This window comes from Serratia sp. GW822-FHT06E05 (genome assembly GCF_058799445.1).
In genome coordinates, this window is sequence record NZ_JBXALM010000007.1 from 210,376 (window position 1) to 234,016 (window position 23,641).

Sequence of the window (23,641 nt, forward strand, 5' to 3'; positions counted from 1 at the left end):
GGTATTTGCGGAAGTAATAGTGAACAATTCTGGAAAACTGTTCCGGATTTCCATCATGCGCCTGACCCATCGTCTCAGCCAGTATCAACGCCTGTATCAACAGCTCGGCGCTGCGCCGGTGGCCATCACCATCGGCGAACTCGCAGCCCTGTTCTATTGCAGCGAACGCCATGCTCGCACGCTGGTACAACAGCTACAGGATCAGGGCTGGCTAAGCTGGCAGTCACAGCCCGGTCGCGGCAAGCGGGCTCGCCTGCAGTGTTTGAAAACCCCGGATGAGCTGCGCGCCGCACACTTGCAGCGCTTGCTGCATGACGGCGACCACCAGGGCGCGTTGGAAATGGCGCAGTTGGCGCCGCAGCATTTGCAGGAGTTGCTCAGCCCGCATCTCGGCGGCCAGTGGCAGGCAGGCAGCCCAACGCTGCGTATCCCCTATTACCGCACGCTGGAATCTCTGGATCCACTGACCCTGACCGGCCGCGCCGAACAACATTTGGTTGCCACCCTGCATGCCGGGCTGACGCGCTTCATTACCGGCAATCCTGAACCGCAATCCGATCTGGCCCATCACTGGCAAATCAGCCATGACGGCCTGCGCTGGCAGTTCTTCCTGCGCAGCCAATTGCGCTGGCACAACGGTGAAATGCTGACCGGCCAGCAGCTGTTGCAAACGCTGGAAAAGCTGCAACGACACCCTCGCAGTCGCCCCAGCCTGGCCAACGTTAAGGCCATCAGCCTGCCGCATGCGCTGTGTCTGCAGTTTGATTTACAGCATCCCGACTACTGGTTGGCGCATCGTCTGGCGGAATTGCCTTGCCTGCTAACCCACCCGGAGGCCGCAGGCATTGGCGCTGGCCCTTTCAAACTCACGCTAAACGAGGCGCATTTGGTACGTCTGGAACAGCATCCGTTTTACCATTTGCAGCATCCTTATCTTGAGAGCATCGAGTATTGGATCACCCCGGAGCTACAGGTCGACGCGGCTTACACCAGTTGCCAGCACCCGGTGCGCATAACCATCGGCCAGCAGGAAGAGATGGCGCTGGCACGGCCGGTGCAACGCAGCATGAGCCTGGGCTGGTGCTATCTGGCGGTCAATTTGAAACACGGCGTGCTCAACGAAGCCCAGGGCCAAAAACTGCTGATGTTGATCCAGCAATCTGGCCTGTTGGCCAATCTGCCGGTACCAAACAGCGTCATCACCCCCAGCCACGAAATGCTGCCAGGCTGGGCCATCCCTCGGCATCAGGTCGATGATGAGATAGCCCTTCCCGCCAAATTGACGCTGCTGTATCGGCCACCGGTAGAACTGGAAACGGTCACTGTGGCTCTGCAGCAGCTTTTGGCACGCCACGGTTGCGAGCTGGAACTGCGTTATTACGCGGGTAAACGCTGGCAAAGCGCCGAACAAATCGAACAGGCCGACCTGCTGCTGGCCGATAACCTGATCGGTGAGTCACCGGAAGCGACGCTGGAAAGCTGGCTGCGGCAAGATACGCTGTGGCGCGGCATTCTGCCCGACGATCGCTGGCGACATCAGCAGCAGACGCTGCAGCAGATCCAACAGTTACCTGCACAGCAACCGCGTTATGAGCAGTTGAAAGAGTATTATCAGCAGCTGATGAGGGCGGCGATCATCACACCTCTGTTTCACTATCAGTATCAAATTAGCGCACCGCCGCGCATTCATGGGGTTACCCTGACCGCCCATGGCTGGTTCGATTTCTGTCAGGCCTGGCTGCCGCCGCCGCTGGACTCGACAGAGCCGCTTTCCCCAGACTTAATGGGCCCGGCCCAGCGGTAACCCGCTATTTCTGCTACCATTGCTGCCGCAACGCATTTTTATCCTACCGCCCGAGTGTTCATCGGGTAGGGTCTCAGCACTAAATTGAGGTAATTTTATGAAACGCGCGGTTGTCGTTTTCAGCGGTGGACAAGATTCCACGACCTGCTTGATTCAGGCATTGCAACAGTACGACGAAGTTCACTGCGTCACCTTCGATTACGGTCAGCGCCATCGCGCCGAGATTGAGGTGGCTCAAGCGCTGTCGGTGGCCCTTGGGGCCAAGGCGCATAAACTGCTGGACGTTGGCCTGCTCAATGAACTGGCGATCAGCAGCCTGACCCGTGACAATATCCCGGTTCCGGCTTACGGCAGCACCGAGGCCAACGGGTTGCCGAGCACTTTCGTGCCGGGCCGTAATATTCTGTTCCTGACGCTGGCGGCGATTTATGCCTACCAGGTCGAAGCCGAGGCGGTGATCACCGGCGTTTGCGAAACCGATTTTTCCGGTTATCCCGACTGCCGCGACGAATTTGTCAAAGCGCTGAATCAGGCAATAGTACTGGGCATCGCCCGCGATATCCGTTTTGAAACGCCACTGATGTGGCTGAACAAGGCTGAGACCTGGGCACTGGCAGATTACTACCATCAGTTGGATCTGGTTCGGCAGGAAACCCTGACCTGCTACAGCGGTATTAAAGGCGATGGCTGCGGTGAATGTGCAGCCTGTCACCTGCGCGCCAACGGCCTGACGCAATACCAAATCAACAAAGCGGAAGTGATGGCGAGCCTGAAACAGAAGACCGGCCTGGTCTGAGTGAATAACGGCGGCAAACATTGCCGCTCGTTGCTTTACCCTTCTTCCGACAGCGTGAGCACCTGAAGGTGTTCGCGCAGTTGCCCTTCAATCGGCAACGCCCGCTGAGTTTTCAAATCGACGCAGACAAAGGTCAGCATCGCATCCGCGACCGGCGCGCCCGTGGCATCCTGCGTCACCTTTTGGCTCAGCACGCCGCTTTTACCGTTAAGCTGCACCATCTGACTGTCGATACGCAACTTGTCTCCCAGCACCGCCGGCGTGCGGTAATTGATATTGATATTAACCACGATAAAGGCGATGTTGTTTTCCGTCATCCAACGGAAGCCCTCCTGGTTCTCCAGCCAATCCCAGCGCGCCTCCTCGAGAAATTCGAGATAGCGCGCATTGTTAACATGTTGGTAAACATCGAGATGATAACCACGGACTTTGATAAAGGTCTGATGCATAGGGAACGGCCACTCCTACCTGGTGATTACAGAAAGAAGGAGCCACTGATGGCTCCTTCACCCGTTTGGTCAAGTCGCCAAACTGGTAAGACCTGTAAAATGTAGCAGAGGAAAAAGGGCTGCATGGGCACTTTGCCATGCAGCCGTGATAGATATCACATTTTGAGCCGCGCACGGTTCCGTTCAAACAGGGCGGGCCCAATACCCGGCACTTCCTGAAGCTGCTCAATCTGCGTAAAAGGACCATTCTGCTCACGGTAGCGCACGATACTTTCCGCTTTCTTCAAACCCACCCCCTTCAATACACTGGCCAGCTGCTCGGCATCGGCCTGATTGATACTGACCGATGCCTCATCGTCGATGCCGACTGCGGCTTCAGTGCCTTGCCCTGCTTTCATCGCTGGTGCTGATAACACCGGCTGACCGGTCGTGCTCTTTTCCTCAGCGGCCATCGATGGCCCGGCCAAACCTATCAGGGCCGCGGCCAGCAAAACTTTGAGGCTGAAACCATATCCATTAACCGCTTTCATTTCTGCAAGTTGCATGCTGTATCCTCCTTGTGTTTAACAGCAAGCTCACCTTGCCGCAGCGGGTGAACTTCAGCAATTGGCGGATAACAGATATGGAAAAGGCCGCGAGAGCGGCCTTTTGGAATTGCATTGCGTTGCAGAAAACTGCGGCGCGTTACTGAGGCTGTTGCTGCTCAGCGGCACCCATGGTGATTTTGGCTTCTTTACGCAAGCTGGCCAGCAGCGAGTCAAAGGAGACGCCGGTAGCACCTTCTTCCATTTTGCTGACGAAGGTTTTCATTTCTTCCGCCGACAGGCTGCCTGGCGTCACGGCATCAAGTGCAATCAGCACTACGTTGTCCTGACGGTCTTGCGACATGCCGTATACCGGTTTGCCTTCCTGCGGGTGCGGCAGCGCGAACACGCTCTGCACCAGTTGGCTGTCTTCCGGCGCGCGTGCCATCTTCTGCACGCTGCCAAAGCTCAGGCCGGCCGCTTTCATCGCTTCGTCGCCCTTGCCCTGTTTCAGCTCAACCAACAGCTTTTCGCCCTGCAGTTTCGCTTCCTGTTCGGCTTTGTTGCGCTTGACCAATTCCGCCACGCGATCTTTTACCTGATCGAACGGCTCAATGCCTTCTGGCTTGTGGCCTGAAACGCGGATCACGAAGGCACGGTCGCCATCAACGGTGATTACATCGGAGTTGCTGCCCGGAGAGCCGCCTTCGCCAATCAGTGAACCGTCGAAAATCGACTGGACGACAGGTTTGAAGTTCAGCGCAGCCGGAATGTTGTCGCGGGTGAACCAATCGGTCTGAGTCGCTTTCACACCGGCGGCTTCTTCGGCTGAGGCCAGAGATTCGTTATCGCTGGTCGCCGCTTCACTCACCTTTTGCTGCAGCGCGTAATAGGCGTCTACCGCCTTCTCCTGCTTAACCTGCTTGGCGATGGCATCACGCACTTCGCTAAGCGGCTTCACTTTTTCCGGCTCGATATCGTTCAGACGTACGACCAGATAGCCCACAGAGGACTTCACTGCACCGGAAAGCTGGCCTTTTTCGGTCAGGTTTGCCTGTTTCAGCTCGTCTGCCGTGGTGTCCGGCTCCAGCCAGCCCAGCTCGCCACCGGTACGGCGTGAGATGATGTCGGTGGATTTTTCTTTCGCCAGGGTGGCGAAATCGCCGCCTTTTTTCAGCTCGTCCAGCACCGCATTGGCTTCCGCCTCGGTTTTCAGCTGGATCACGCTGTAATTCTTGCGCTCAGGCTGGCCGTAGCTGCTTTTGTGCTGGTCGTAATAGGCGCTGATATCCGCATCTGCTACCGTCACCTTGTCCTGCATAGAGGCGGCGTCCATCGGGATGTAGCTTACTTTGACCTGCTCCGGCGCAATAAAGCTGTTCTTGTTCTGGCTGTAGTAGTCTTTCAGCTCGTCGTCGGTCACGGTCTGCTTGGCCTGCAACGCTTTCAGATCCAGCGTAGCCAGGCGCACATCGCGCTGCTGCAGCACCAGTGACGTCATCCCTTGCGCTTCGGTTGGCAGGATGAAACCTGACTCGCCGAAGGCCTGGATCACCTGCTGATTAACCAACTGCTGACGCATTGACTGCGCAAAGTTATCGGCGGTGTAACCCATGCGGCTAATCAGATCGAGATATTTAGCGTTATCGAACTGGCCGTTTGTCTGGAAGTAAGGCGCTTTACGGATGGCTTCCTTCACCTGATCGTCACTGACGCTCAGGCCTAATTTCTTGGCATATTGGTCCAGCAGCATGTTGTCGATCAGCTGTGACAGTGCCTGATGGCGCATCTGCTGCATATAGCCTTCGTTGCCCGCCAGTACGGAGAACTGGTCACCCAACTGTTGCTGCATGCGGCTGCGTTCGCTTTGGAAAGCCTGTTCCAGCTGAGCACGCTCGATCACCTGGCCATTGACCTTCGCTGCATAATCACCGGCACTCCCCTGATAGCTGACCACCCCTGTCAAAAGAAATGACAAAATGATCAAGCCCAGGATGATTTTGAGCACGACGTGATTAGCTGCCGCGCGTAAATTGTCCATCATAGTGTGACAACACTCCGCTGTGATGTGGATTAAAAACACCCTTGTGCAGGCGCGTTCCCTGCGACAAAAATAAAAAAAGCGCATCAATCTGATGCGCCTTATATCTTACCTTACCAGCACCGTTGCGTCAGGTGATTGTTTATTGCTAAACCCTGCAACGCTAAACGGTTAGACGCAAACAATCAGTTTACTGCGTCTTTCAGCGCTTTCCCTGCACGGAAGGCCGGAACTTTGGCTGCCGCGATTTTGATCTCTTTACCGGTCTGTGGGTTACGGCCAGTACGGGCAGAACGCTCACGCACGGTGAAAGAACCGAAACCAACCAGCGCCACGTCATCCCCTTCCTTCAAGGATTCGGTAACAGATGCAATCACTGCATCTAAAGCACGCCCAGCTGCCGCTTTGGAAATATCAGCACCTGCGGCAATTTTGTCGATCAGTTGTGACTTATTCACTCTATCATCCCCTCTAGAATTCAATCGTCGCACCGGAAAATCCCTACGGTTGCGACAGCGCAGCTGTTATATCAATCCCATCGAACCTTGGCAAGCCACCGAAAGCGTGACAAAACGCGGGCCGACAGCTTTCTAACTTAGCGGTACAAAAAAAGACTGGCAAGTCCGAAATGACTTGCCAGCATAAGTTTTATCAATGGTTTTTGCGATTCGTCACTATTTTGCCGCTACCGGCAGTGCGCCGAAGGCCGGATTCTGCAACGCAAGGTTCAAAACCTCATCGATTCGCTGCACCGGATGAATCTCCAGATCGGCGATAACATTGTCCGGAATTTCTTCCAAATCGCGCTTGTTCTCATACGGGATCAGCACGGTTTTGATGCCGCCGCGATGCGCAGCCAACAGTTTCTCTTTCAAGCCACCAATCGGCAGTACCTGACCACGCAAAGTGATCTCACCGGTCATTGCCACATCGGCACGAACCGGGTTACCGGTCAGGCAAGACACCAGCGCGGTACACATAGCGATACCGGCACTCGGGCCGTCTTTCGGGGTCGCGCCTTCCGGCACGTGCACGTGAATATCGCGCTTCTCGTAGAAATCGGCGTTGATACCCAGTTTGTCTGCACGCGCACGGACCACGGTCAGCGCAGCCTGAATCGATTCCTGCATCACTTCACCGAGAGAACCGGTGTAGGTCAGCTTGCCTTTGCCCGGCACGCACGCGGTTTCGATAGTCAGCAGATCGCCGCCCACTTCCGTCCACGCCAGGCCGGTGACCTGGCCCACACGGTTTTCGGTATCGGCACGGCCATAGTCAACGCGTTGCACACCCAAATAATCTTTCAGGTTGTCGCCGTTGATCTCGATATGCTTGATCTTCTTGTCCATCAGCAGCGTTTTCACCGCTTTACGGCACAGCTTGGAGATTTCACGCTCCAGGCTACGCACCCCGGCTTCGCGGGTGTAATAACGGATAATGCCAATGATGGCGCTGTCGTCGACCGTCAGCTCACCTTTTTTCAGGGCGTTACGCTCAAGCTGCTTCGGCAGCAGGTGCTGCTTGGCGATATTGAGCTTCTCGTCCTCGGTGTAGCCGGACAGGCGAATCACTTCCATACGGTCCAGCAACGGCGCAGGAATGTTCATCGAGTTCGAGGTAGCAACGAACATCACGTCGGACAGATCGTAATCCACTTCCAGGTAGTGATCGTTAAACGCCACGTTCTGTTCCGGATCCAGCACTTCAAGCAATGCCGAAGCCGGATCGCCACGCATGTCGGAAGACATCTTGTCGATTTCGTCCAGCAGGAACAGCGGGTTTTTCACCCCGACCTTGGCCATTTTCTGGATCAGTTTACCCGGCATCGAACCGATGTAGGTACGACGGTGACCGCGAATTTCCGCTTCGTCACGCACGCCGCCCAGCGCCATACGCACATACTGGCGACCGGTTGCTTTGGCGATCGACTGCCCCAACGAGGTTTTACCTACGCCAGGAGGCCCCACCAGACACAGGATAGGCCCTTTGATTTTGCTTACGCGGCTCTGTACTGCGAGATACTCAAGAATACGGTCCTTGACTCGCTCCAGGCCATAGTGATCGATATCGAGCACTTCTTGCGCTTTAACCAGGTCTTTTTTAACCTTGCTGCGCGCATTCCACGGCACCTGGAGCATCCAGTCGATGTAACCACGGACCACGGTCGCTTCCGCAGACATGGGTGACATCATTTTCAGCTTTTGCAGTTCCGCTTCGGTTTTTTCACGCGCGTCTTTCGGCATTTTCGCCGCTTCAATCTTGCGCTTCAGCGCTTCATGCTCGTCCGGCGCGTCGTCCATCTCGCCCAGTTCTTTCTGAATCGCCTTCATCTGCTCATTCAGATAGTACTCGCGCTGGCTTTTTTCCATCTGCTTTTTGACGCGGTTACGGATACGTTTTTCAACCTGAAGCAGGTCAATTTCCGATTCCATCATCGCCATCAGGTATTCCAGACGTTCGGTGATATCGAACATCTCCAGTACCGACTGCTTGTCGCTGAGTTTCAGCGGCATGTGCGCGGCAATGGTATCCGCCAGGCGTGCAGCATCGTCGATGCTGTTCAATGACGTCAGCACCTCCGGTGGAATTTTTTTGTTCAGTTTGATGTAGCCTTCAAACTGATTGATTGCGGTGCGCACCAGGACTTCTTGTTCACGTTCGTCAATCGCCGGTGACTCAAGATATTCTGCCTGGGCGGCAAAGTGCTCCCCGCTATCGGAAAGCGTAGTAATACGTGCCCGCTGCAGGCCTTCTACCAGCACTTTTACCGTGCCGTCTGGCAGTTTTAGCATCTGTAAAATCGACGCTACGGTGCCGACAGAGAACAAGTCATTAATGCCAGGTTCATCCGTTGAGGCCTCTTTCTGTGCCACCAGCATGATCTTTTTATCATGATCCATTGCTGCTTCGAGGCACCGAATCGATTTTTCCCGGCCAACAAATAACGGGATCACCATGTGCGGATAAACCACCACGTCGCGCAACGGCAAGACGGGGATTTCAATGCGTTCGGAACGCTCAGGGTTCATAGAGCTCTCTCTTAAGTTTAACTTCCGCCAGGTTGAGGGGAATCTCATGAGACGCAAGCATCAAACGTTTCATAAAATCTGGTTAATGAGTATATGGGGATGAATCTCTTACATTCAACGGCAAGAATGCAGGAAAAAGAAATGGGGGATAAAATCCCCCATTTTGACATTAACTTTCTGGTTTGACTGGCGAATTATTCGCCTGAAGCCTGTGCTTCCGGTTTGCCGTAAATCAGCAAAGGCTTGGACTGGCCGGCGATAACCGATTCATCGATCACCACTTTATCGACGCTGTCCATGGATGGCAGGTCATACATGGTGTCCAGCAACGCGCCTTCTACAATGGAGCGCAGACCACGTGCACCAGTTTTACGCGTCATGGCCTTCTTGGCGATGGCGTTCAGCGCTTCTTCACGGAATTCCAGTTCCACGCCTTCCAGATTGAACAATGCCTGATACTGTTTGGTTAAGGCATTTTTCGGCTCTTTCAGGATCTGGATCAGCGCTTCTTCGCTCAGTTCGCTCAGGGTTGCCACGACCGGCAGACGACCGATGAACTCAGGAATCAGGCCAAACTTGATCAGATCTTCCGGCTCAGCCTGCAGCAGCAGTTCGCCTTCGGTCGCTTTCTCAGCTTCACCCTTCACGGTCGCGCCGAAGCCGATACCGGAACCGGTATTGACGCGCTGACCAATCACCTTATCCAGGCCGGCAAATGCGCCGCCGCAGATAAACAGGATTTTCGAGGTATCAACCTGCAGGAATTCCTGCTGAGGATGCTTACGGCCACCCTGCGGCGGAACCGCGGCAATGGTGCCTTCGATCAGCTTCAACAGGGCCTGCTGCACGCCTTCACCCGACACGTCACGGGTGATGGACGGATTGTCTGACTTACGGGAAATCTTGTCGATTTCATCGATGTAGACGATGCCGCGTTGTGCTTTCTGCACGTCGTAGTCGCACTTCTGCAGCAGCTTCTGGATGATGTTCTCCACGTCCTCACCCACATAACCGGCTTCGGTCAGCGTGGTAGCGTCGGCCATGGTGAAAGGCACGTCCAGGAAGCGCGCCAGCGTTTCTGCCAGCAGAGTTTTGCCGCTACCGGTCGGGCCAATCAGCAGAATGTTGCTTTTGCCCAACTCGATACCGTTGCTGGTATCGCCGTTACGCAGGCGTTTGTAGTGGTTATACACCGCTACCGCCAGTACTTTTTTCGCCTGCTCCTGGCCAATGACATAGTCATCCAGGTGGTGGCGAATTTCGTGCGGCGTCGGCAGCGCACTGCGCTCACGATGCGGGGCAACTTCTTTAATCTCTTCGCGAATAATGTCGTTACACAGGTCAACACATTCATCGCAGATATACACTGACGGACCGGCAATCAGCTTACGCACTTCATGCTGGCTTTTGCCGCAGAAAGAGCAGTACAGCAGCTTTCCTGAACCGTCTTTGCGCTTATCTGTCATCAGTAAACCTCTTCTTTAGTCTTTGTCCCGCAGGAATATCACGGCGGCAGTGCGCCCAAAACGCATACCGGGAACGCCGATTATGCTCACCAGAGCGAGCTGCGCCCGCTCTGATTACTATAGCCTATCGGCTCGCACATATACCTCGCCAGCCGCGTAGTACTTACTTGCGGTGCGTCAGAATGCCGTCAACCAGACCGTATTCTACCGCTTCTTCCGCGGTCATAAAGCGATCGCGCTCGGTATCGCGTTCGATCTGCTCCAGTGACTGGCCGGTATGCTCTGCCATCAGCTCGTTCATGCGTGCCTTCACCTTCAGGATTTCACGCGCATGGATTTCAATATCCGTCGCCTGGCCCTGATAACCGCCCAGCGGCTGGTGGATCATCACGCGTGAGTTCGGCAAGCAGAAGCGTTTGCCCTTGGCACCTGCGGTCAGCAGGAAAGAGCCCATCGAGCACGCCTGGCCCATACAAATGGTGCTGACGTCCGGCTTGATGAACTTCATGGTGTCATAGATTGACATGCCAGCGGTGATCACGCCACCCGGGGAGTTAATGTACAGGTAAATGTCTTTTTCCGGGCTTTCCGCTTCGAGGAACAGCATCTGCGCCACAATCAGGTTGGCCATGTGATCTTCGACCTGGCCGGTCAGGAAAATAATGCGCTCTTTCAGCAGGCGGGAATAGATGTCGTAAGAACGCTCCCCGCGTGAAGTCTGCTCTACCACCATCGGCACCAGGGCCATGTTAGGTGCAAATTGATCTCGTTCGCCACTGTATGACATTACCGTCTCCTAATAGAAATTGCCTTGGCGGCCAGGGTTACACCCTATTACACCGATTCTACTTGAGAACGGTCATGATGACTATGCTCAAGCATTCGACCCGCGCCACACGTACCCGACGGTTTTTCTCATACCGCGCACTCTGGCAAACAGCCCATACCCATCATCTTTCAAGTCGCAGCGTTGTTACCTGCTTACAAGACCCCTCAGTGGGTCTTGCCCCTTAGGGGCCGCTGCAAGCCGCGTTCAAATCTGTTCCCGACAGATTTGCCGCTCACCCCAGTGACTTACTCGAGTAAGCGCCTGAGGATGAGCGAGCTGGGCGCCTGACTGCGACTTGAAAGCTATAGGGTATATATACATTTTACAGATTGGGGCCGCTGACAGAATTTCAAGCCCAACTGCGTATTTTAACGCGGCCAGCATTGTCGACGATGACCATCATGCCAGACTGTCCCAAGAGCAACAGGGTAAATATAGTGCATATTGTCACGCTTAACCTGAGATTAATCAGCTACGTGGCAAAAAGAAAAGCCCGCAACCGAAGGTTACGGGCTTTTTTAACGCCGGGGCCGGCAAGCCAGCCCCGAAGGCGCGTTAGATTGCGCCCTGGCGTACAGACATTACGCCTGTTGAGTCTGGTTCATCAGCTCGCTGAAGGTAGTGGCTTTTTCAGTCACTTTCGCTTTTGCCAGCAGGGCTTCAACCGCTTGTTCTTCCAGAGCAACGTTGCGCATGTTGTTCATCAGCTCTTTGTTTTTGCTGTAGAACTCAACAACTTCACTTGGATCTTCGTAAGCGGAAGCCATTTCTTCGATCAGCGTCTTAACGCGATCTTCGTCAGCTTTCAGATCGTTGGTGCTGATCACTTCGCCCAGCAGCAGGCCAACAACTACGCGACGCTTAGCCTGCTCTTCGAACAGTTCGCGTGGCAGTTCCAGCGCTTGCTTCTCGTTGCCGCCGAAACGCTGTGCAGCCTGACGGCGCAGAACGTCAACTTCGCCGTCGATCAGCGCAGCAGGAACGTCGATTTCGTTAGCGCTGACCAGACCGTCGATTGCCTGAGTCTTGATGCGGTTACGCACTGCGCCTTTCAGCTCGCGCTCCATGTTTTTACGCACTTCAGCACGCAGGCCTTCGATAGAACCATCAGCCACGCCGAAACGTTTGATGAATTCTTCAGTCAGCTCTGGCAGCTCACGCTCTTCCACTTTCTTCAGAACGATAGCGAATTTAGCCGCTTTGCCCTTCAGGTTTTCAGCGTGGTAATCTTCCGGGAAGTTAACGTCGATAGTGAATTCTTCACCGGCTTTATGACCGACCAGACCTTCTTCGAAGCCTGGGATCATGCGGCCCTGGCCCATAGCCAGTACGAAGTCAGAGGCTTTGCCGCCTTCAAACTCTTCGCCATCGATAGAACCGGAGAAATCTACGGTTACGCGGTCTTCAGCTTGCGCTGCGCGATCGCTGTCTTTCCAGGTCGCCTGCTGCTTGCGCAGGGTGTCCAGCATGGTGTCAACGTCGGCGTCGTTAACTTCAACAACCGGCTTCTCAACTTCGATGCTGTCCAGGCCTTTCAGCTCAACTTCCGGATACACTTCGAATTCAACCGCGAAAGTGAAATCTTCACCTTCTTTGTACTCGCCCGGCACGTAGTTTGGTGCGCCGGCCGGATTGATCTTTTCTTTGATGATCGCATCAACAAAGCTGCGTTGCATCGCTTCGCCCAGCACGTCTTGACGAACGGAAGCGCCATAACGTTGCTCAACGATGTTCATCGGTACATGGCCTTTACGGAAGCCATCGATACGAACGCTTTTTGCCGCGTTGATCAGCTCTTTTTTAATAGCCTGCTTGATAGTATCAGCGGGTACAGTAATAGAGAGACGGCGCCCAAGGCCTTGAGTGGTTTCTACTGAAACTTGCATCTTGTTACCTCAAAAAAATCACAGTGCTCGGTCAACTCCGTTCCAAGAACCAGGACGGCTACATTACAGAACCGAGTTTCCTGATGACAGAAGCGTCCCGAAACCATTCCGGAAAAATAAGACGCGACATTATAGCGGCGCAAGCGGAGCGAGTCGAGGAAAGCAAGGCGGCGGCGGCGCGCTAAAACTCACACTTTTGCCGATTTGATCGCCAAAAGGCCGCCGAAGCCGACCCGGCCTTCGCTGCATTACGCATCGGCTATGTCGTCGTCAAAAACAGAAACGGCCCGCAGGCCGTTCCAAAATTCGTCTGTAGTAATACCCCAAATCGTGGTCAAAGTTCCACTGATACCGCAAATTTAGCCGTCAGGCCAAGGTTCCGGCCCCACGACAAGGCGGAGACGCCGGCACGGTATCCTGCAACCCTTCCCACTCTTTCAGGGTGTAGGTGTGCAACGCCAGCGCATGTACGCCATCCGCCAACTCCTCTGACAGCACGCCGTAAATCGAACGATGCCGCGTCAGGAAGCGTTCGCCAACGAAGCGATCGCTAACCAATACCACCTTGAAATGGCTTTCTGAACCCGCCGGAACGTTATGACGATAACTTTCATCAACGACTTCCAGATACGCGGGCTCAAACGCCGCCCTTAACTTTGCTTCTATTTGCTCGCGAATCATAGGATCTCCTTACTACACCGGCAGAGGACCGCCCCCATCTATTTCAATCTTAGCCGCTTTCGTCCCTTTTAGACCATTCCTCAGGTAAATTTCTCTTTTTTGCGGACAAAAAACGGTCAACATCCGCCGTCGCTTGAGGTTTATCTGATTGAGACGGCCAAAAAAGCATGTTTTTATCAACGGCAGGTAAAAATTTGTCACTCCATTGCGTTCTGCGCTTCCTCCGGCCGGCGGCGATGCTATGATGTCGACAATTTGTTGTTGGCTATCCCGCTCTGATTATTACAGAAAGCTTGCTCAAACCCGCTTCGTTAATCCTGGCAGTTTGCGGCGACATAAAATCCATCGAGAATGAGACAGTAACTATGTTAAAAAAACTTTGCCTTCCACTGTTGGCCGCACTGATGCTGGCCGGCTGTGCCACCAGCAGCAACACCCTGAACGTGACGCCGAAGATCGTCCTGCCGCAGCAGGATCCGACCCTGCAGGGCGTGACCATCAGCATTAACGGCGCGGATCAGCGTCAGGACCAGGCGCTGGCGAAAGTGAACCGCGACGGCCAGTTGGTGACGTTGACCCCATCACGCGATCTGCGCTTCTTGCTGCAGGAAGTGCTCGAGAAACAAATGGGCGCACGCGGCTACATGATTGGCGCTGACGGCGCAGTTGATCTGCAAATCGTCGTCAATAACCTGTATGCAGACGTCTCCGAAGGCAACCTGCGCTACAACATCACCACCAAGGCCGATATTTCTATTACCGCCCAGGCCAAAAACGGCAACAAGCAGGTGAAAAACTACCGTTCAACCTATAACGTTCAGGGTGCCTTCACGGCAACCAACGAGAAAATCACTAACGCGGTCAACACCGTGTTGGGCGACGTTATTGCCGATATGGCGCAAGACACCAGCGTCAACGACTTCATCAAGCAAAACGCGCGTTAATCCGCGAACGCCTTGTGCCGCCCGAACCATCGGGCGGTGCAGACAGGGAACTCATGTCGAAACAGTATCTGAATATCTTCACCCAGCGTAATTCCGCCATCCTCCTGCTGCTGGGCTTCGCGTCGGGTCTGCCCTTGGCACTGACCTCCGGCACGCTGCAAGCCTGGATGACCGTCGAAAACATCGATCTGAAAACCATCGGCATTTTTTCGCTGGTCGGTCAGGCCTATGTGTTCAAATTCCTCTGGTCGCCCTTTATGGATCGCTACACCCCGCCTTTTCTCGGGCGGCGGCGCGGCTGGCTACTGATCAGCCAGCTGTTGCTGGTGGTGTCAATTGTGGCGATGGGCTTTATGCAGCCGGCACAGCACCTGTGGTGGCTGGCGGCATTGGCGGTACTGGTGGCGTTCTGTTCTGCGTCACAGGATATTGTTTTTGACGCCTATAAAACCGATCTGCTGAGCGCTGAAGAGCGCGGCACCGGTGCCGCTGTCTCGGTATTGGGTTACCGGCTGGCGATGCTGGTGTCCGGTGGGTTGGCGCTGTGGCTGGCGGACCGCTACTTAGGCTGGCAGTCGACCTATTGGTTGATGGCCGGTTTGATGTTGATCGGTATTGTTGCCACCCTGCTGGCGCCTGAACCCGACGACAGCATTCCGGCACCGCGCACCATGGAGCAGGCGGTAGTCGCTCCGCTGCGTGATTTCTTTGCGCGTAACAATGCCTGGCTGATTTTACTGCTGATCGTGATGTACAAGATGGGCGATGCCTTTGCCGGCAGCCTGAGCACCACCTTCCTGATCCGTGGCGTCGGCTTCGATGCCGGTGAAGTCGGTCTGGTCAACAAAACGCTCGGCCTGTTCGCCACCATCGTCGGCGCGCTGTTTGGCGGCGTGCTGATGCAACGCCTCAGCCTGTTCCGTGCCCTGATGCTGTTCGGCATTCTGCAGGCGGTTTCCAATCTCGGCTATTGGATACTGGCGGTCACCGATAAAAACATCATGACCATGGGCAGCGCCATCTTCCTGGAAAACCTGTGTGGCGGCATGGGCACCGCGGCCTTTGTCGCGTTGCTGATGACGCTGTGCAACAAGTCATTTTCCGCCACCCAGTTTGCCCTGCTGTCGGCGTTATCTGCCGTCGGACGGGTATACGTCGGGCCGATTGCCGGATGGTTTGTTGAAGCACACGGCTGGCCACTGTTCTATTTATTCTCGATCGTTGCCGCGGTGCCTGGTCTGCTGCTGTTGCACCTGTGCCGTCAGACGCTGGAATATACTCAACGTACCGATAACTTCATGCCGCGTACCGAATTCCGCCAGTTTTACCGCTGGGCATTGCGCCTGCTGACGGTTGGCTGCTCCATGCTGGGCCTGTGGCTGCTCCTCCTTATCACCAATGCGCTCGACTGGACCCTCTTGCCGAACCTGGCCGATCGGTTACTGCAGATGGGCGCCGCGCTGAGTCTGGTGGGTATTGCGATGGGGAGCCTGCTGGACTATCTGGCACTGCGTCGTACCCGACTGGCCTGATCGAGTCGACCGGCCATCGTGCCGGTCGACAAAAACGCATCAGAGTGATGTATTTATTTAGTTAAAAAATATAATTCCCGTCCAAATTATTTTTTTATCCGAGTACGGCGCTCGGAAATAAAATTAAATTCACCTTTAAGACACAATTATTTTACATTAAATAAACCTTTCATTCGTATTTCAAAAAAGCGTTTTCACCTGAAAGATTCATCATACCTTTAGTTTTCCTTAACATACGAATTACCCGGAACGATTCAGCGCGCCAACGCGTTGTTGCCATTAGTAAATTGTCACGTAGCGTGACATCTGTGACACCCTTAACAGAAAGTGTCAACAAGGCGCTGACACTCCCTTAAGCATGTTTACAGTACTGCAACCTTCCCGTAAAATGCCCGCACACATGAAACGACAATAGAGCCTTTGTAATTGAGGTCGTTAGATGAGACTTAAGAAATACAATAAAAGTATTGGGATGTTGTCATTAATTGCCTCCACTGTAATGCTCAGTGGTTGCAATATGGTATTGATGAATCCCAAAGGAGCAATTGGTGTTGAGCAACGGACACTGATTATCACTGCAATCGCATTGATGTTGATCGTAGTGATACCAGTTATCTTTATGGCGTTCGCCTTTGCCTGGAAGTACCGTGCTTCCAACAAAGACGCCAAATACAGTCCGAACTGGTCACATTCCAACAAGATCGAAGCGGTCGTCTGGACCATTCCTATCATTATCATCGCCATCCTGGGCACCATTACCTGGAAGACTACCCACGAACTGGATCCGTTCAAGCCGATTGTCACTGACAAGAAGCCGATGACGATCGAAGTGGTGTCGCTCGACTGGAAATGGCTGTTTATCTACCCGGAACAAGGTATCGCGACGGTTAATGAGCTGGCCTTCCCGAAAGATGTTCCAGTCGAATTCAAGATCACCTCTAACTCGGTAATGAACTCGTTCTTTATTCCTCAGTTAGGTGGGCAGATTTATGCGATGGCCGGGATGCAGACCAAACTGCACCTGATCGGCAATGAAGCAGGCAAATACGACGGTATTTCAAGCAGCTTCAGCGGTCGCGGGTTCTCCGGCATGAAATTCACCGCCATTGTCACCCCAACCGAAGGCGACTTCGATCAGTGGGTTGCCAAGGTGAAAGCATCGTCGAATAACCTAAACGCCACCAGCGACTTTAACAAACTGGCAGAGCCGAGTGAAAACAACCCGGTCGAGTACTTCTCCAGTGTCAAACCGAATTTGTTCAAAGAAACTATTGGCAAATTCATGGGTGATATGGACATGCACAAAGGCGCTACCGCGCACGAAGGTATGGACATGAGCCAGGGTATGGACATGGGTGAACATGCTCACGCCGGAGCCGAGGAATAAACTGATGTTGGGAAAATTAACGATTGATGCGGTTCCGTACCACGAACCGATCATCATGGTCACCGTTGCTGCAATTGTTATTGGGGGCCTGGCACTGCTGGCGCTGATAACCTATTTCGGCAAGTGGAAATGGCTATGGAGCGATTGGTTGACTTCGGTTGACCATAAAAAAATTGGTATCATGTACATCATCGTGGCAATGGTTATGTTGCTGCGTGGTTTCGCCGATGCCATCATGATGCGTAGTCAGCAGGCGCTTGCGTCCGCCGGCGAGGCCGGATTCCTGCCGCCGCACCACTACGACCAAATCTTCACCGCCCACGGCGTCATCATGATCTTCTTCATGGCGATGCCTTTCGTGGTCGGTCTGATGAACGTAGTGGTACCTTTGCAAATCGGTGCGCGCGACGTTGCCTTCCCGTTCCTGAACTCCCTGAGCTTCTGGTTCTTCGTGGTGGGCGTAGTGCTGATCAACATCTCTCTGGGGGTTGGTGAGTTCGCGCAGACAGGTTGGCTGGCGTATCCGCCGCTGTCGGGCAAGGAATACAGTCCTGGCGTCGGGGTCGACTACTGGATCTGGAGTCTGCAGATTTCCGGTATTGGTACCCTGTTGACCGGTGTGAACTTCTTCGCCACCATTCTGAAGATGCGTGCTCCTGGCATGCCTCTGATGAAGATGCCGGTGTTCACCTGGGCAGCTCTGTGTACTAACGTCCTGATCATCGTTTCTTTCCCAATTCTGACCGTAACCATCGCGTTGCTGACCCTGGATCGCTATCTGGGCACCCATTTCTTTACCAATGATATGGGCGGCAACATGATGATGTACATCAACCTGATTTGGGCCTGGGGTCACCCAGAGGTGTATATCCTGGTTCTGCCGGTGTTCGGTGTGTTCTCCGAAGTCACCGCGACCTTCTCGAGAAAACGTCTGTTCGGCTATACCTCACTGGTATGGGCAACCATCGCGATTACCGTTCTGTCATTCATCGTATGGCTGCACCACTTCTTTACCATGGGGTCCGGCGCGAACGTAAACGCCTTCTTCGGTATCGCCACCATGATCATTTCCATCCCTACCGGGGTGAAAATCTTCAACTGGCTGTTCACCATGTACCAAGGCCGCATTCAGCTCAACTCCGCTATGCTGTGGACCATCGGCTTCATCATCACCTTCTCCGTGGGTGGTATGACCGGTGTTCTGTTGGCCGTGCCGGGCGCGAACTTCGTGCTGCACAACAGTCTGTTCCTGATTGCCCACTTCCATAACGTTATCATTGGTGGTGTGGTGTTCGGTTGCTTCGCGGGCCTGACCTACTGGTTCCCTAAATCCTTCGGCTTCACGCTGAACGAAAAATGGGGTATCCGTGCGTTCTGGTTCTGGATCATCGGCTTCTTCGTTGCCTTTATGCCGCTGTATGCTCTGGGCTTTATGGGTATGACTCGTCGTATCAGCCAGAACATCAACCCAGAGTTCCACCCACTGCTGCTGGTAGCGGCTGGCGGCGCGGCTCTGATTGCCTGCGGTATCCTGTGCCAAGTGATTCAGGTGTTCGTCAGTGTGCGTGACCGTGAGCAGAACCGTGACCTGACCGGTGACCCATGGGGTGCTCGTACGCTGGAGTGGTCGACTTCGTCTCCACCGCCGTTCTATAACTTTGCCGTAGTGCCACAGATTCATGACCGTGATGAATTCTGGGACATGAAAGAAAAAGGCGTAGCTTATAAGAAACCGGCTAAATACGAACCGATTCATATGCCGAAGAATACCGGTGCCGGTGTTATTATTGCTGGCTTCAGCCTGGTATTTGGTTTCGCGATGATCTGGGACATCTGGTGGATGGCGATCGCTGCCTTCGTAGGTATGATCGTGACCTGGATTGCCAAGAGCTTCGATGAAGATGTTGATTACTATGTGCAGGTTGATGAGATCGAGCGCATTGAAAACCAACACTATGAACAAATCAGCAAAGCAGGCGTGAAACATGTCAACTGATACTCTGACTAACCATAACGCAGCCCATGCAGAGCATGGGCACCACGACGCAGGAGAGACCAAAGTCTTCGGATTCTGGATCTACCTGATGAGCGACTGTATTTTGTTTGCGAGCTTGTTCGCGACTTATGCAGTACTGGTGAACGGGACCGCTGGCGGTCCCTCTGGCAAAGACATCTTCGATCTGAAGTTTGTCCTGGTTGAAACCTTCCTGCTGTTGTTCAGCTCCATCACCTACGGTATGGCGATGATCGGCATGAACAAAGGCAAGGTAAGCAGCGTTAACACCTGGCTGTTCCTGACCTTCCTGTTCGGTCTGGGCTTCGTTGCGATGGAAATCTACGAATTCCATCACCTGATCGTTGAAGGCTATGGCCCGGATCGCAGTGCGTTCCTGTCCAGCTTCTTCGCGCTGGTTGCGACCCACGGTCTGCACGTAACTACCGGTCTGGTTTGGATCATCATCATGATGATTCAGGTCAGCAAGCGTGGCCTGACTGCAACCAACAAAACCCGTTTGATGTGCCTGAGCCTGTTCTGGCACTTCCTGGACGTGGTCTGGATCTGCGTCTTCACCGTTGTTTACCTGCTGGGGGTTATGTCATGAGTCATTCATCCCATGAAACTTCTCACGGCGGCGCAAGCCACGGTAGCGTCAAGACCTATCTGATCGGCTTTATTCTGTCGATCATCCTGACGGTGATTCCATTTGCGATGGTGATGAGCGGTACCGCCTCTCACTCAACCATCCTGGCGGTTGTTGTTGGCATGGCAGTGATTCAGGTCGTCGTTCACCTGATTTACTTCCTGCACATGAATACCTCATCGGAAGAGCGCTGGAACCTGGTGGCATTGCTGTTCACCGCTATGATCATCGGTATCGTTGTTGTGGGTTCACTCTGGATTATGTACAACCTCAACATCAATATGATGGTCAGTTAAGAGTCGAGCTGCACGTGATGATTAAGCAATACCTGCAAGTAACTAAACCAGGAATTATTTTCGGCAATTTAATTTCTGTCGTCGGGGGATTCCTGTTGGCTTCCAAAGGAAGCATCGACTATCCCCTGTTTCTCGCCACCCTGGTGGGTGTCTCGTTGGTTGTCGCTTCGGGCTGTGTGTTTAACAACTACATTGACCGCGACATCGACAAGAAAATGGAGAGAACGAAGAATCGGGTGCTGGTAAAAGGCCTGATCGCGCCGAGTGTAAGCCTGGTTTACGCTACCGCCCTGGGTATTGCGGGCTTTGCGTTGCTGTATATTGGCGCCAACCCGCTGGCCATGTGGCTGGCGGTGATGGGCTTTGTGGTTTATGTCGGCGTCTACAGCCTGTACATGAAACGCCACTCGGTATATGGCACGCTGATCGGCAGCTTGTCGGGCGCTGCACCACCGGTTATCGGTTACTGTGCAGTCACCAACGAGTTCGATGCCGGTGCGTTGATCCTGCTGGCTATCTTTAGCCTCTGGCAGATGCCGCATTCCTATGCGATTGCCATCTTCCGCTTTAAAGATTACCAGGCGGCCAACATTCCGGTACTGCCTGTCGTCAAAGGCATCTCGGTGGCGAAGAACCACATCACCGTCTACATCGTGGCGTTTATGGTTGCTACGCTGATGCTGACTTTGGGCGGCTACGCCGGCTACAAATACCTGATCGTCGCTGCGGCGGTGAGCGTTTGGTGGCTGGGGATGGCGCTGCGTGGTTACAAAGCCGAAAATGACAGCGTTTGGGCACGCAAACTGTTTGTGTTCTCGATTGTTGCCATTACCTCGCTTAGCGTGATGATGTCTATCGACTTCAGCGCTTCGGCCTCGCCGGAAACCTTGATGACTTACGTCTGGTAAGCCAAATCGTCTGTGAATGGGCCGCTTAGCGGCCCATTAAATTGATGACAAACACCCGAAAAACGTGGTTTTCGGATGTTTGGGGCAAGGCAGAGATATAATCCTTTGTTTCTATTAGTACTCAATGCATTACTACTAGCTACTGAGGTCTTTGTCCGCTCTCTATGGGCCGCTTAGCGGCCCATTTTATTTGTCTCGCAGAAAAACCGACGAACTGTAATATCTGCTAAACAACATTAGATTTACCCCCCCTGCCCTTCACACTAAAATGACGCAGTTTTAACAGAAGCTATCCCATCAGGCGTTATCACCGATAACCTGACGGAATGGCTTTTAATGAGGTTTTAATGAACGATAATGCAATGACCCCGCTGGAACGACGGGCGACCTGGGGATTAGGAACGGTATTCTCACTGCGCATGCTCGGCATGTTTATGGTGCTGCCGGTACTGACCACCTACGGTATGGCGTTGAACGGCGCCAGCGAAACGCTGATCGGTATCGCCATTGGCATTTACGGCCTGGCGCAAGCGGTGTTCCAAATTCCCTTCGGCCTGATTTCCGACCGCATCGGCCGCAAGCCGCTGATTGTCGGCGGGCTGTTGATCTTCGCGCTGGGTAGCGTGATCGCCGCCGCCACCGACTCCATCTGGGGGGTGATCCTCGGCCGGGCATTGCAAGGCTCAGGGGCTATCGCCGCAGCGGTGATGGCACTGTTGTCTGATCTCACCCGGGAACAGAACCGTACCAAAGCGATGGCATTCATCGGCGTCAGCTTCGGTATTACCTTCGCCATCGCCATGGTGGTCGGCCCGATAGTCACCCACGCTTTTGGTCTGCATGCGCTGTTCTGGATGATTGCCGTGCTGGCATTGGCCGGTATCGTCATCACCCTGGCGGTCGTGCCTTCCGCCAGCAGCCACGTGCTGAACCGCGAATCCAGTATAGTCCGTGGCAGTTTCAGCAAGGTGTTGAGCAATTCCCGCCTGCTGAAACTGAATTTCGGCATCATGTGCCTGCATATCTTGTTGATGTCCAGCTTCGTGGCACTGCCATTAGCGATGGAAAAAGCCGGTTTGGCGCCCAGCGAACACTGGATTGTCTATCTGGTCACCATGCTGGTGTCTTTCGCCGCCGTAGTGCCGTTTATCATTTATGCCGAAAAGAAGCGCCGCATGAAGCAGGTGTTTATGGGCTGCGTGGCGGTATTGTTCTGTGCTGAAGTGCTGCTGTGGCTGTCTGGCGCGCATCTTTGGGGCATTATTGCTGGCGTTCAGTTGTTCTTTATGGCGTTCAACGTGATGGAAGCGATCCTACCTTCCCTGATCAGTAAAGAGTCGCCGGCGGGCTATAAAGGCACGGCCATGGGGGTTTACTCCACCAGCCAGTTTATCGGCGTGGCGATTGGCGGCAGCCTGGGAGGATTTCTGTACGGCCTACAGGGCGCGGGATTGGTCTTTATCGCCGGGGCAGTTTTAGCCGCCATCTGGTTTATGGTCAGCAGCACCATGCAGGAACCGCCGTACGTGAGCAGCCTGCGTATTACGCTGTCGGAACTGGCAGTGAAAGACTCGGCGTTGGAAAGCCGCCTGAAGGCCCAGCCGGGTGTAGCAGAAGCGATTGTGGTGCCGGAAGAACGCAGCGCCTACGTAAAGGTCGATACCAAGCAAACCAACCGCGGTCAGTTGGAAGCGCTGGTGAATTCGCTGTAAAGAAAAGGGCCGGCAAGCCGGCCCCCAGATTGCTGATAAAGCCCTTCGCAGTTAAAAGTCCTGAACTTGGGGCTAATAAAAACAAAGGATTATATCTTCTGATTTACCCCAAACATCCGAAAACCACGTTTTTCGGGTGTTTGTCATCAGACTAAGGGCCGGCAAGCCGGCCCCATCAATATATTCTTCTTGGCGAAAGGATCAGTCGCGGAAGTTTTTGAACTGGAAAGGCTGCCCCAGATCGGCACCGCGCACCAGCGCCATCACGCCCTGCAGGTCGTCGCGTGATTTACCGGTTACCCGTACTTCATCCCCTTGGATCTGCACCTGAACTTTCAGCTTGCTGTCTTTGATCAGCTTGACGATTTTCTTCGCCTGGGCGGCTTCAATACCCTGCTTCAGCTTGGCTTCCACACTGTAGGTTTTACCGCTGTGGGTCAGCTCTTCGGGGATCTCCAGCGCGCCGCCGTCAATGCTGCGCTTGCTGAGTTTTTCACGCAGAATATCGAGCAGCTGCTGCACCTGAAAATCAGATTCGCTGGCAACCTTGATGCTTTCGTTTTTTTCGTTCAGCTCAAAGCTGGCCGGCACGTTACGGAAATCCCAACGGGTACCAAGATCGCGCGTGGCGTTCTCAACGGCGTTACGTACTTCTTGCATATCAATTTCGGAAACAATGTCGAAAGATGGCATACTTCTTCCTCCTGAATTAGAG

The 23,641-nt window shown here is 53.9% G+C and carries 20 protein-coding genes; 10 read left to right on the forward strand and 10 right to left on the reverse strand.

Going from position 1 to position 23,641, the window contains the following annotated elements:
• The first annotated feature begins 55 nt into the window (after positions 1–55).
• On the forward strand, positions 56–1,804 hold the full coding sequence (locus AC1RKC_RS17260) for an SgrR family transcriptional regulator (protein ID WP_041415228.1): 1,749 nt from the start codon (positions 56–58) through the stop codon (positions 1,802–1,804).
• 97 nt (positions 1,805–1,901) lie between these two features.
• Positions 1,902–2,600 carry a 7-cyano-7-deazaguanine synthase QueC gene (queC, locus tag AC1RKC_RS17265; RefSeq protein ID WP_020825497.1) on the forward strand — a complete coding sequence of 233 codons (699 nt, stop codon included), beginning with the start codon at positions 1,902–1,904 and terminating at the stop codon, positions 2,598–2,600.
• Positions 2,601–2,635: 35 nt separating this feature from the next.
• Here queC and AC1RKC_RS17270 read toward each other — a convergent pair whose 3' ends face one another.
• The 9 genes from AC1RKC_RS17270 to bolA form a co-directional block, all read right to left on the reverse strand.
• Positions 2,636–3,049 (reverse strand): acyl-CoA thioesterase, encoded by a 414-nt coding sequence (locus tag AC1RKC_RS17270; RefSeq protein WP_020825496.1) that lies wholly within the window; start codon positions 3,047–3,049, stop codon positions 2,636–2,638.
• 155 nt (positions 3,050–3,204) lie between these two features.
• Positions 3,205–3,594: a ComEA family DNA-binding protein gene (locus AC1RKC_RS17275; protein ID WP_046374347.1), complete on the reverse strand. Its 390-nt coding sequence runs from the start codon at positions 3,592–3,594 to the stop codon at positions 3,205–3,207.
• Between the two features lie 139 nt (positions 3,595–3,733).
• The gene (gene ppiD / locus AC1RKC_RS17280; protein WP_046374348.1) at positions 3,734–5,617 is read right to left on the reverse strand and encodes a peptidylprolyl isomerase; all 1,884 of its coding nucleotides are present in this window, start codon (positions 5,615–5,617) and stop codon (positions 3,734–3,736) included.
• A gap of 182 nt (positions 5,618–5,799) precedes the next feature.
• Positions 5,800–6,072 carry a nucleoid-associated protein HU-beta gene (gene hupB / locus AC1RKC_RS17285; RefSeq protein ID WP_006319790.1) on the reverse strand — a complete coding sequence of 91 codons (273 nt, stop codon included), beginning with the start codon at positions 6,070–6,072 and terminating at the stop codon, positions 5,800–5,802.
• A gap of 216 nt (positions 6,073–6,288) precedes the next feature.
• Entirely contained in the window at positions 6,289–8,643 is a 2,355-nt protein-coding gene (lon, locus tag AC1RKC_RS17290; RefSeq protein ID WP_020825493.1) for an endopeptidase La, read from the reverse strand.
• A gap of 194 nt (positions 8,644–8,837) precedes the next feature.
• Positions 8,838–10,109, reverse strand: a complete 1,272-nt coding sequence (clpX, locus tag AC1RKC_RS17295) for an ATP-dependent protease ATP-binding subunit ClpX (RefSeq protein WP_020825492.1) — start codon at positions 10,107–10,109, stop codon at positions 8,838–8,840.
• 163 nt (positions 10,110–10,272) lie between these two features.
• Positions 10,273–10,896: an ATP-dependent Clp endopeptidase proteolytic subunit ClpP gene (gene clpP / locus AC1RKC_RS17300; protein WP_020825491.1), complete on the reverse strand. Its 624-nt coding sequence runs from the start codon at positions 10,894–10,896 to the stop codon at positions 10,273–10,275.
• Between the two features lie 623 nt (positions 10,897–11,519).
• The gene (gene tig, locus AC1RKC_RS17305) at positions 11,520–12,824 is read right to left on the reverse strand and encodes a trigger factor (protein ID WP_020825490.1); all 1,305 of its coding nucleotides are present in this window, start codon (positions 12,822–12,824) and stop codon (positions 11,520–11,522) included.
• Between the two features lie 366 nt (positions 12,825–13,190).
• The gene (bolA, locus tag AC1RKC_RS17310; RefSeq protein WP_004940361.1) at positions 13,191–13,505 is read right to left on the reverse strand and encodes a transcriptional regulator BolA; all 315 of its coding nucleotides are present in this window, start codon (positions 13,503–13,505) and stop codon (positions 13,191–13,193) included.
• 365 nt (positions 13,506–13,870) lie between these two features.
• On the opposite strand from bolA, the gene AC1RKC_RS17315 reads away from it, so the two are divergent.
• From AC1RKC_RS17315 to AC1RKC_RS17350, 8 genes are all read left to right on the forward strand, one after another.
• On the forward strand, positions 13,871–14,449 hold the full coding sequence (locus AC1RKC_RS17315) for a lipoprotein (protein ID WP_006319785.1): 579 nt from the start codon (positions 13,871–13,873) through the stop codon (positions 14,447–14,449).
• A 53-nt stretch (positions 14,450–14,502) separates the two neighbouring features.
• Positions 14,503–15,981: a muropeptide MFS transporter AmpG gene (gene ampG, locus AC1RKC_RS17320; protein ID WP_046374350.1), complete on the forward strand. Its 1,479-nt coding sequence runs from the start codon at positions 14,503–14,505 to the stop codon at positions 15,979–15,981.
• 439 nt (positions 15,982–16,420) lie between these two features.
• On the forward strand, positions 16,421–17,368 hold the full coding sequence (gene cyoA, locus AC1RKC_RS17325) for a cytochrome o ubiquinol oxidase subunit II (RefSeq protein ID WP_041414273.1): 948 nt from the start codon (positions 16,421–16,423) through the stop codon (positions 17,366–17,368).
• A 4-nt stretch (positions 17,369–17,372) separates the two neighbouring features.
• On the forward strand, positions 17,373–19,364 hold the full coding sequence (gene cyoB, locus AC1RKC_RS17330) for a cytochrome o ubiquinol oxidase subunit I (protein ID WP_020825487.1): 1,992 nt from the start codon (positions 17,373–17,375) through the stop codon (positions 19,362–19,364).
• On the forward strand, positions 19,354–19,971 hold the full coding sequence (locus AC1RKC_RS17335; protein ID WP_046374351.1) for a cytochrome o ubiquinol oxidase subunit III: 618 nt from the start codon (positions 19,354–19,356) through the stop codon (positions 19,969–19,971). Before cyoB ends, AC1RKC_RS17335 begins: the two co-directional genes overlap by 11 nt.
• Positions 19,968–20,306 carry a cytochrome o ubiquinol oxidase subunit IV gene (locus AC1RKC_RS17340; protein ID WP_020825485.1) on the forward strand — a complete coding sequence of 113 codons (339 nt, stop codon included), beginning with the start codon at positions 19,968–19,970 and terminating at the stop codon, positions 20,304–20,306. The genes AC1RKC_RS17335 and AC1RKC_RS17340 overlap by 4 nt, the downstream gene beginning before the upstream one ends.
• A 17-nt stretch (positions 20,307–20,323) precedes the next feature.
• Entirely contained in the window at positions 20,324–21,214 is an 891-nt protein-coding gene (gene cyoE, locus AC1RKC_RS17345; protein WP_020825484.1) for a heme o synthase, read from the forward strand.
• A gap of 347 nt (positions 21,215–21,561) precedes the next feature.
• The gene (locus AC1RKC_RS17350; protein ID WP_020825483.1) at positions 21,562–22,926 is read left to right on the forward strand and encodes an MFS transporter; all 1,365 of its coding nucleotides are present in this window, start codon (positions 21,562–21,564) and stop codon (positions 22,924–22,926) included.
• A 201-nt stretch (positions 22,927–23,127) separates the two neighbouring features.
• Here AC1RKC_RS17350 and AC1RKC_RS17355 read toward each other — a convergent pair whose 3' ends face one another.
• Positions 23,128–23,619 carry a YajQ family cyclic di-GMP-binding protein gene (locus tag AC1RKC_RS17355; RefSeq protein ID WP_020825482.1) on the reverse strand — a complete coding sequence of 164 codons (492 nt, stop codon included), beginning with the start codon at positions 23,617–23,619 and terminating at the stop codon, positions 23,128–23,130.
• Positions 23,620–23,641 lie beyond the last annotated feature (22 nt).

What these genes read in the sequence shown, in the direction of transcription:
- clpX (WP_020825492.1), bottom strand. Translation starts at nt 10,109, where the DNA reads ATGACAGATAAGCGCAAAGACGGTTCAGGAAAGCTGCTGTACTGCTCT.
- queC (WP_020825497.1), top strand. Translation starts at nt 1,902, where the DNA reads ATGAAACGCGCGGTTGTCGTTTTCAGCGGTGGACAAGATTCCACGACC.
- AC1RKC_RS17275 (WP_046374347.1), bottom strand. Translation starts at nt 3,594, where the DNA reads ATGCAACTTGCAGAAATGAAAGCGGTTAATGGATATGGTTTCAGCCTC.
- AC1RKC_RS17270 (WP_020825496.1), bottom strand. Translation starts at nt 3,049, where the DNA reads ATGCATCAGACCTTTATCAAAGTCCGTGGTTATCATCTCGATGTTTAC.
- cyoB (WP_020825487.1), top strand. Translation starts at nt 17,373, where the DNA reads ATGTTGGGAAAATTAACGATTGATGCGGTTCCGTACCACGAACCGATC.
- AC1RKC_RS17335 (WP_046374351.1), top strand. Translation starts at nt 19,354, where the DNA reads ATGTCAACTGATACTCTGACTAACCATAACGCAGCCCATGCAGAGCAT.
- AC1RKC_RS17315 (WP_006319785.1), top strand. Translation starts at nt 13,871, where the DNA reads ATGTTAAAAAAACTTTGCCTTCCACTGTTGGCCGCACTGATGCTGGCC.
- bolA (WP_004940361.1), bottom strand. Translation starts at nt 13,505, where the DNA reads ATGATTCGCGAGCAAATAGAAGCAAAGTTAAGGGCGGCGTTTGAGCCC.
- ampG (WP_046374350.1), top strand. Translation starts at nt 14,503, where the DNA reads ATGTCGAAACAGTATCTGAATATCTTCACCCAGCGTAATTCCGCCATC.
- lon (WP_020825493.1), bottom strand. Translation starts at nt 8,643, where the DNA reads ATGAACCCTGAGCGTTCCGAACGCATTGAAATCCCCGTCTTGCCGTTG.
- tig (WP_020825490.1), bottom strand. Translation starts at nt 12,824, where the DNA reads ATGCAAGTTTCAGTAGAAACCACTCAAGGCCTTGGGCGCCGTCTCTCT.
- clpP (WP_020825491.1), bottom strand. Translation starts at nt 10,896, where the DNA reads ATGTCATACAGTGGCGAACGAGATCAATTTGCACCTAACATGGCCCTG.
- cyoE (WP_020825484.1), top strand. Translation starts at nt 20,324, where the DNA reads ATGATTAAGCAATACCTGCAAGTAACTAAACCAGGAATTATTTTCGGC.
- AC1RKC_RS17260 (WP_041415228.1), top strand. Translation starts at nt 56, where the DNA reads ATGCGCCTGACCCATCGTCTCAGCCAGTATCAACGCCTGTATCAACAG.
- AC1RKC_RS17340 (WP_020825485.1), top strand. Translation starts at nt 19,968, where the DNA reads ATGAGTCATTCATCCCATGAAACTTCTCACGGCGGCGCAAGCCACGGT.
- AC1RKC_RS17355 (WP_020825482.1), bottom strand. Translation starts at nt 23,619, where the DNA reads ATGCCATCTTTCGACATTGTTTCCGAAATTGATATGCAAGAAGTACGT.
- cyoA (WP_041414273.1), top strand. Translation starts at nt 16,421, where the DNA reads ATGAGACTTAAGAAATACAATAAAAGTATTGGGATGTTGTCATTAATT.
- ppiD (WP_046374348.1), bottom strand. Translation starts at nt 5,617, where the DNA reads ATGATGGACAATTTACGCGCGGCAGCTAATCACGTCGTGCTCAAAATC.
- AC1RKC_RS17350 (WP_020825483.1), top strand. Translation starts at nt 21,562, where the DNA reads ATGAACGATAATGCAATGACCCCGCTGGAACGACGGGCGACCTGGGGA.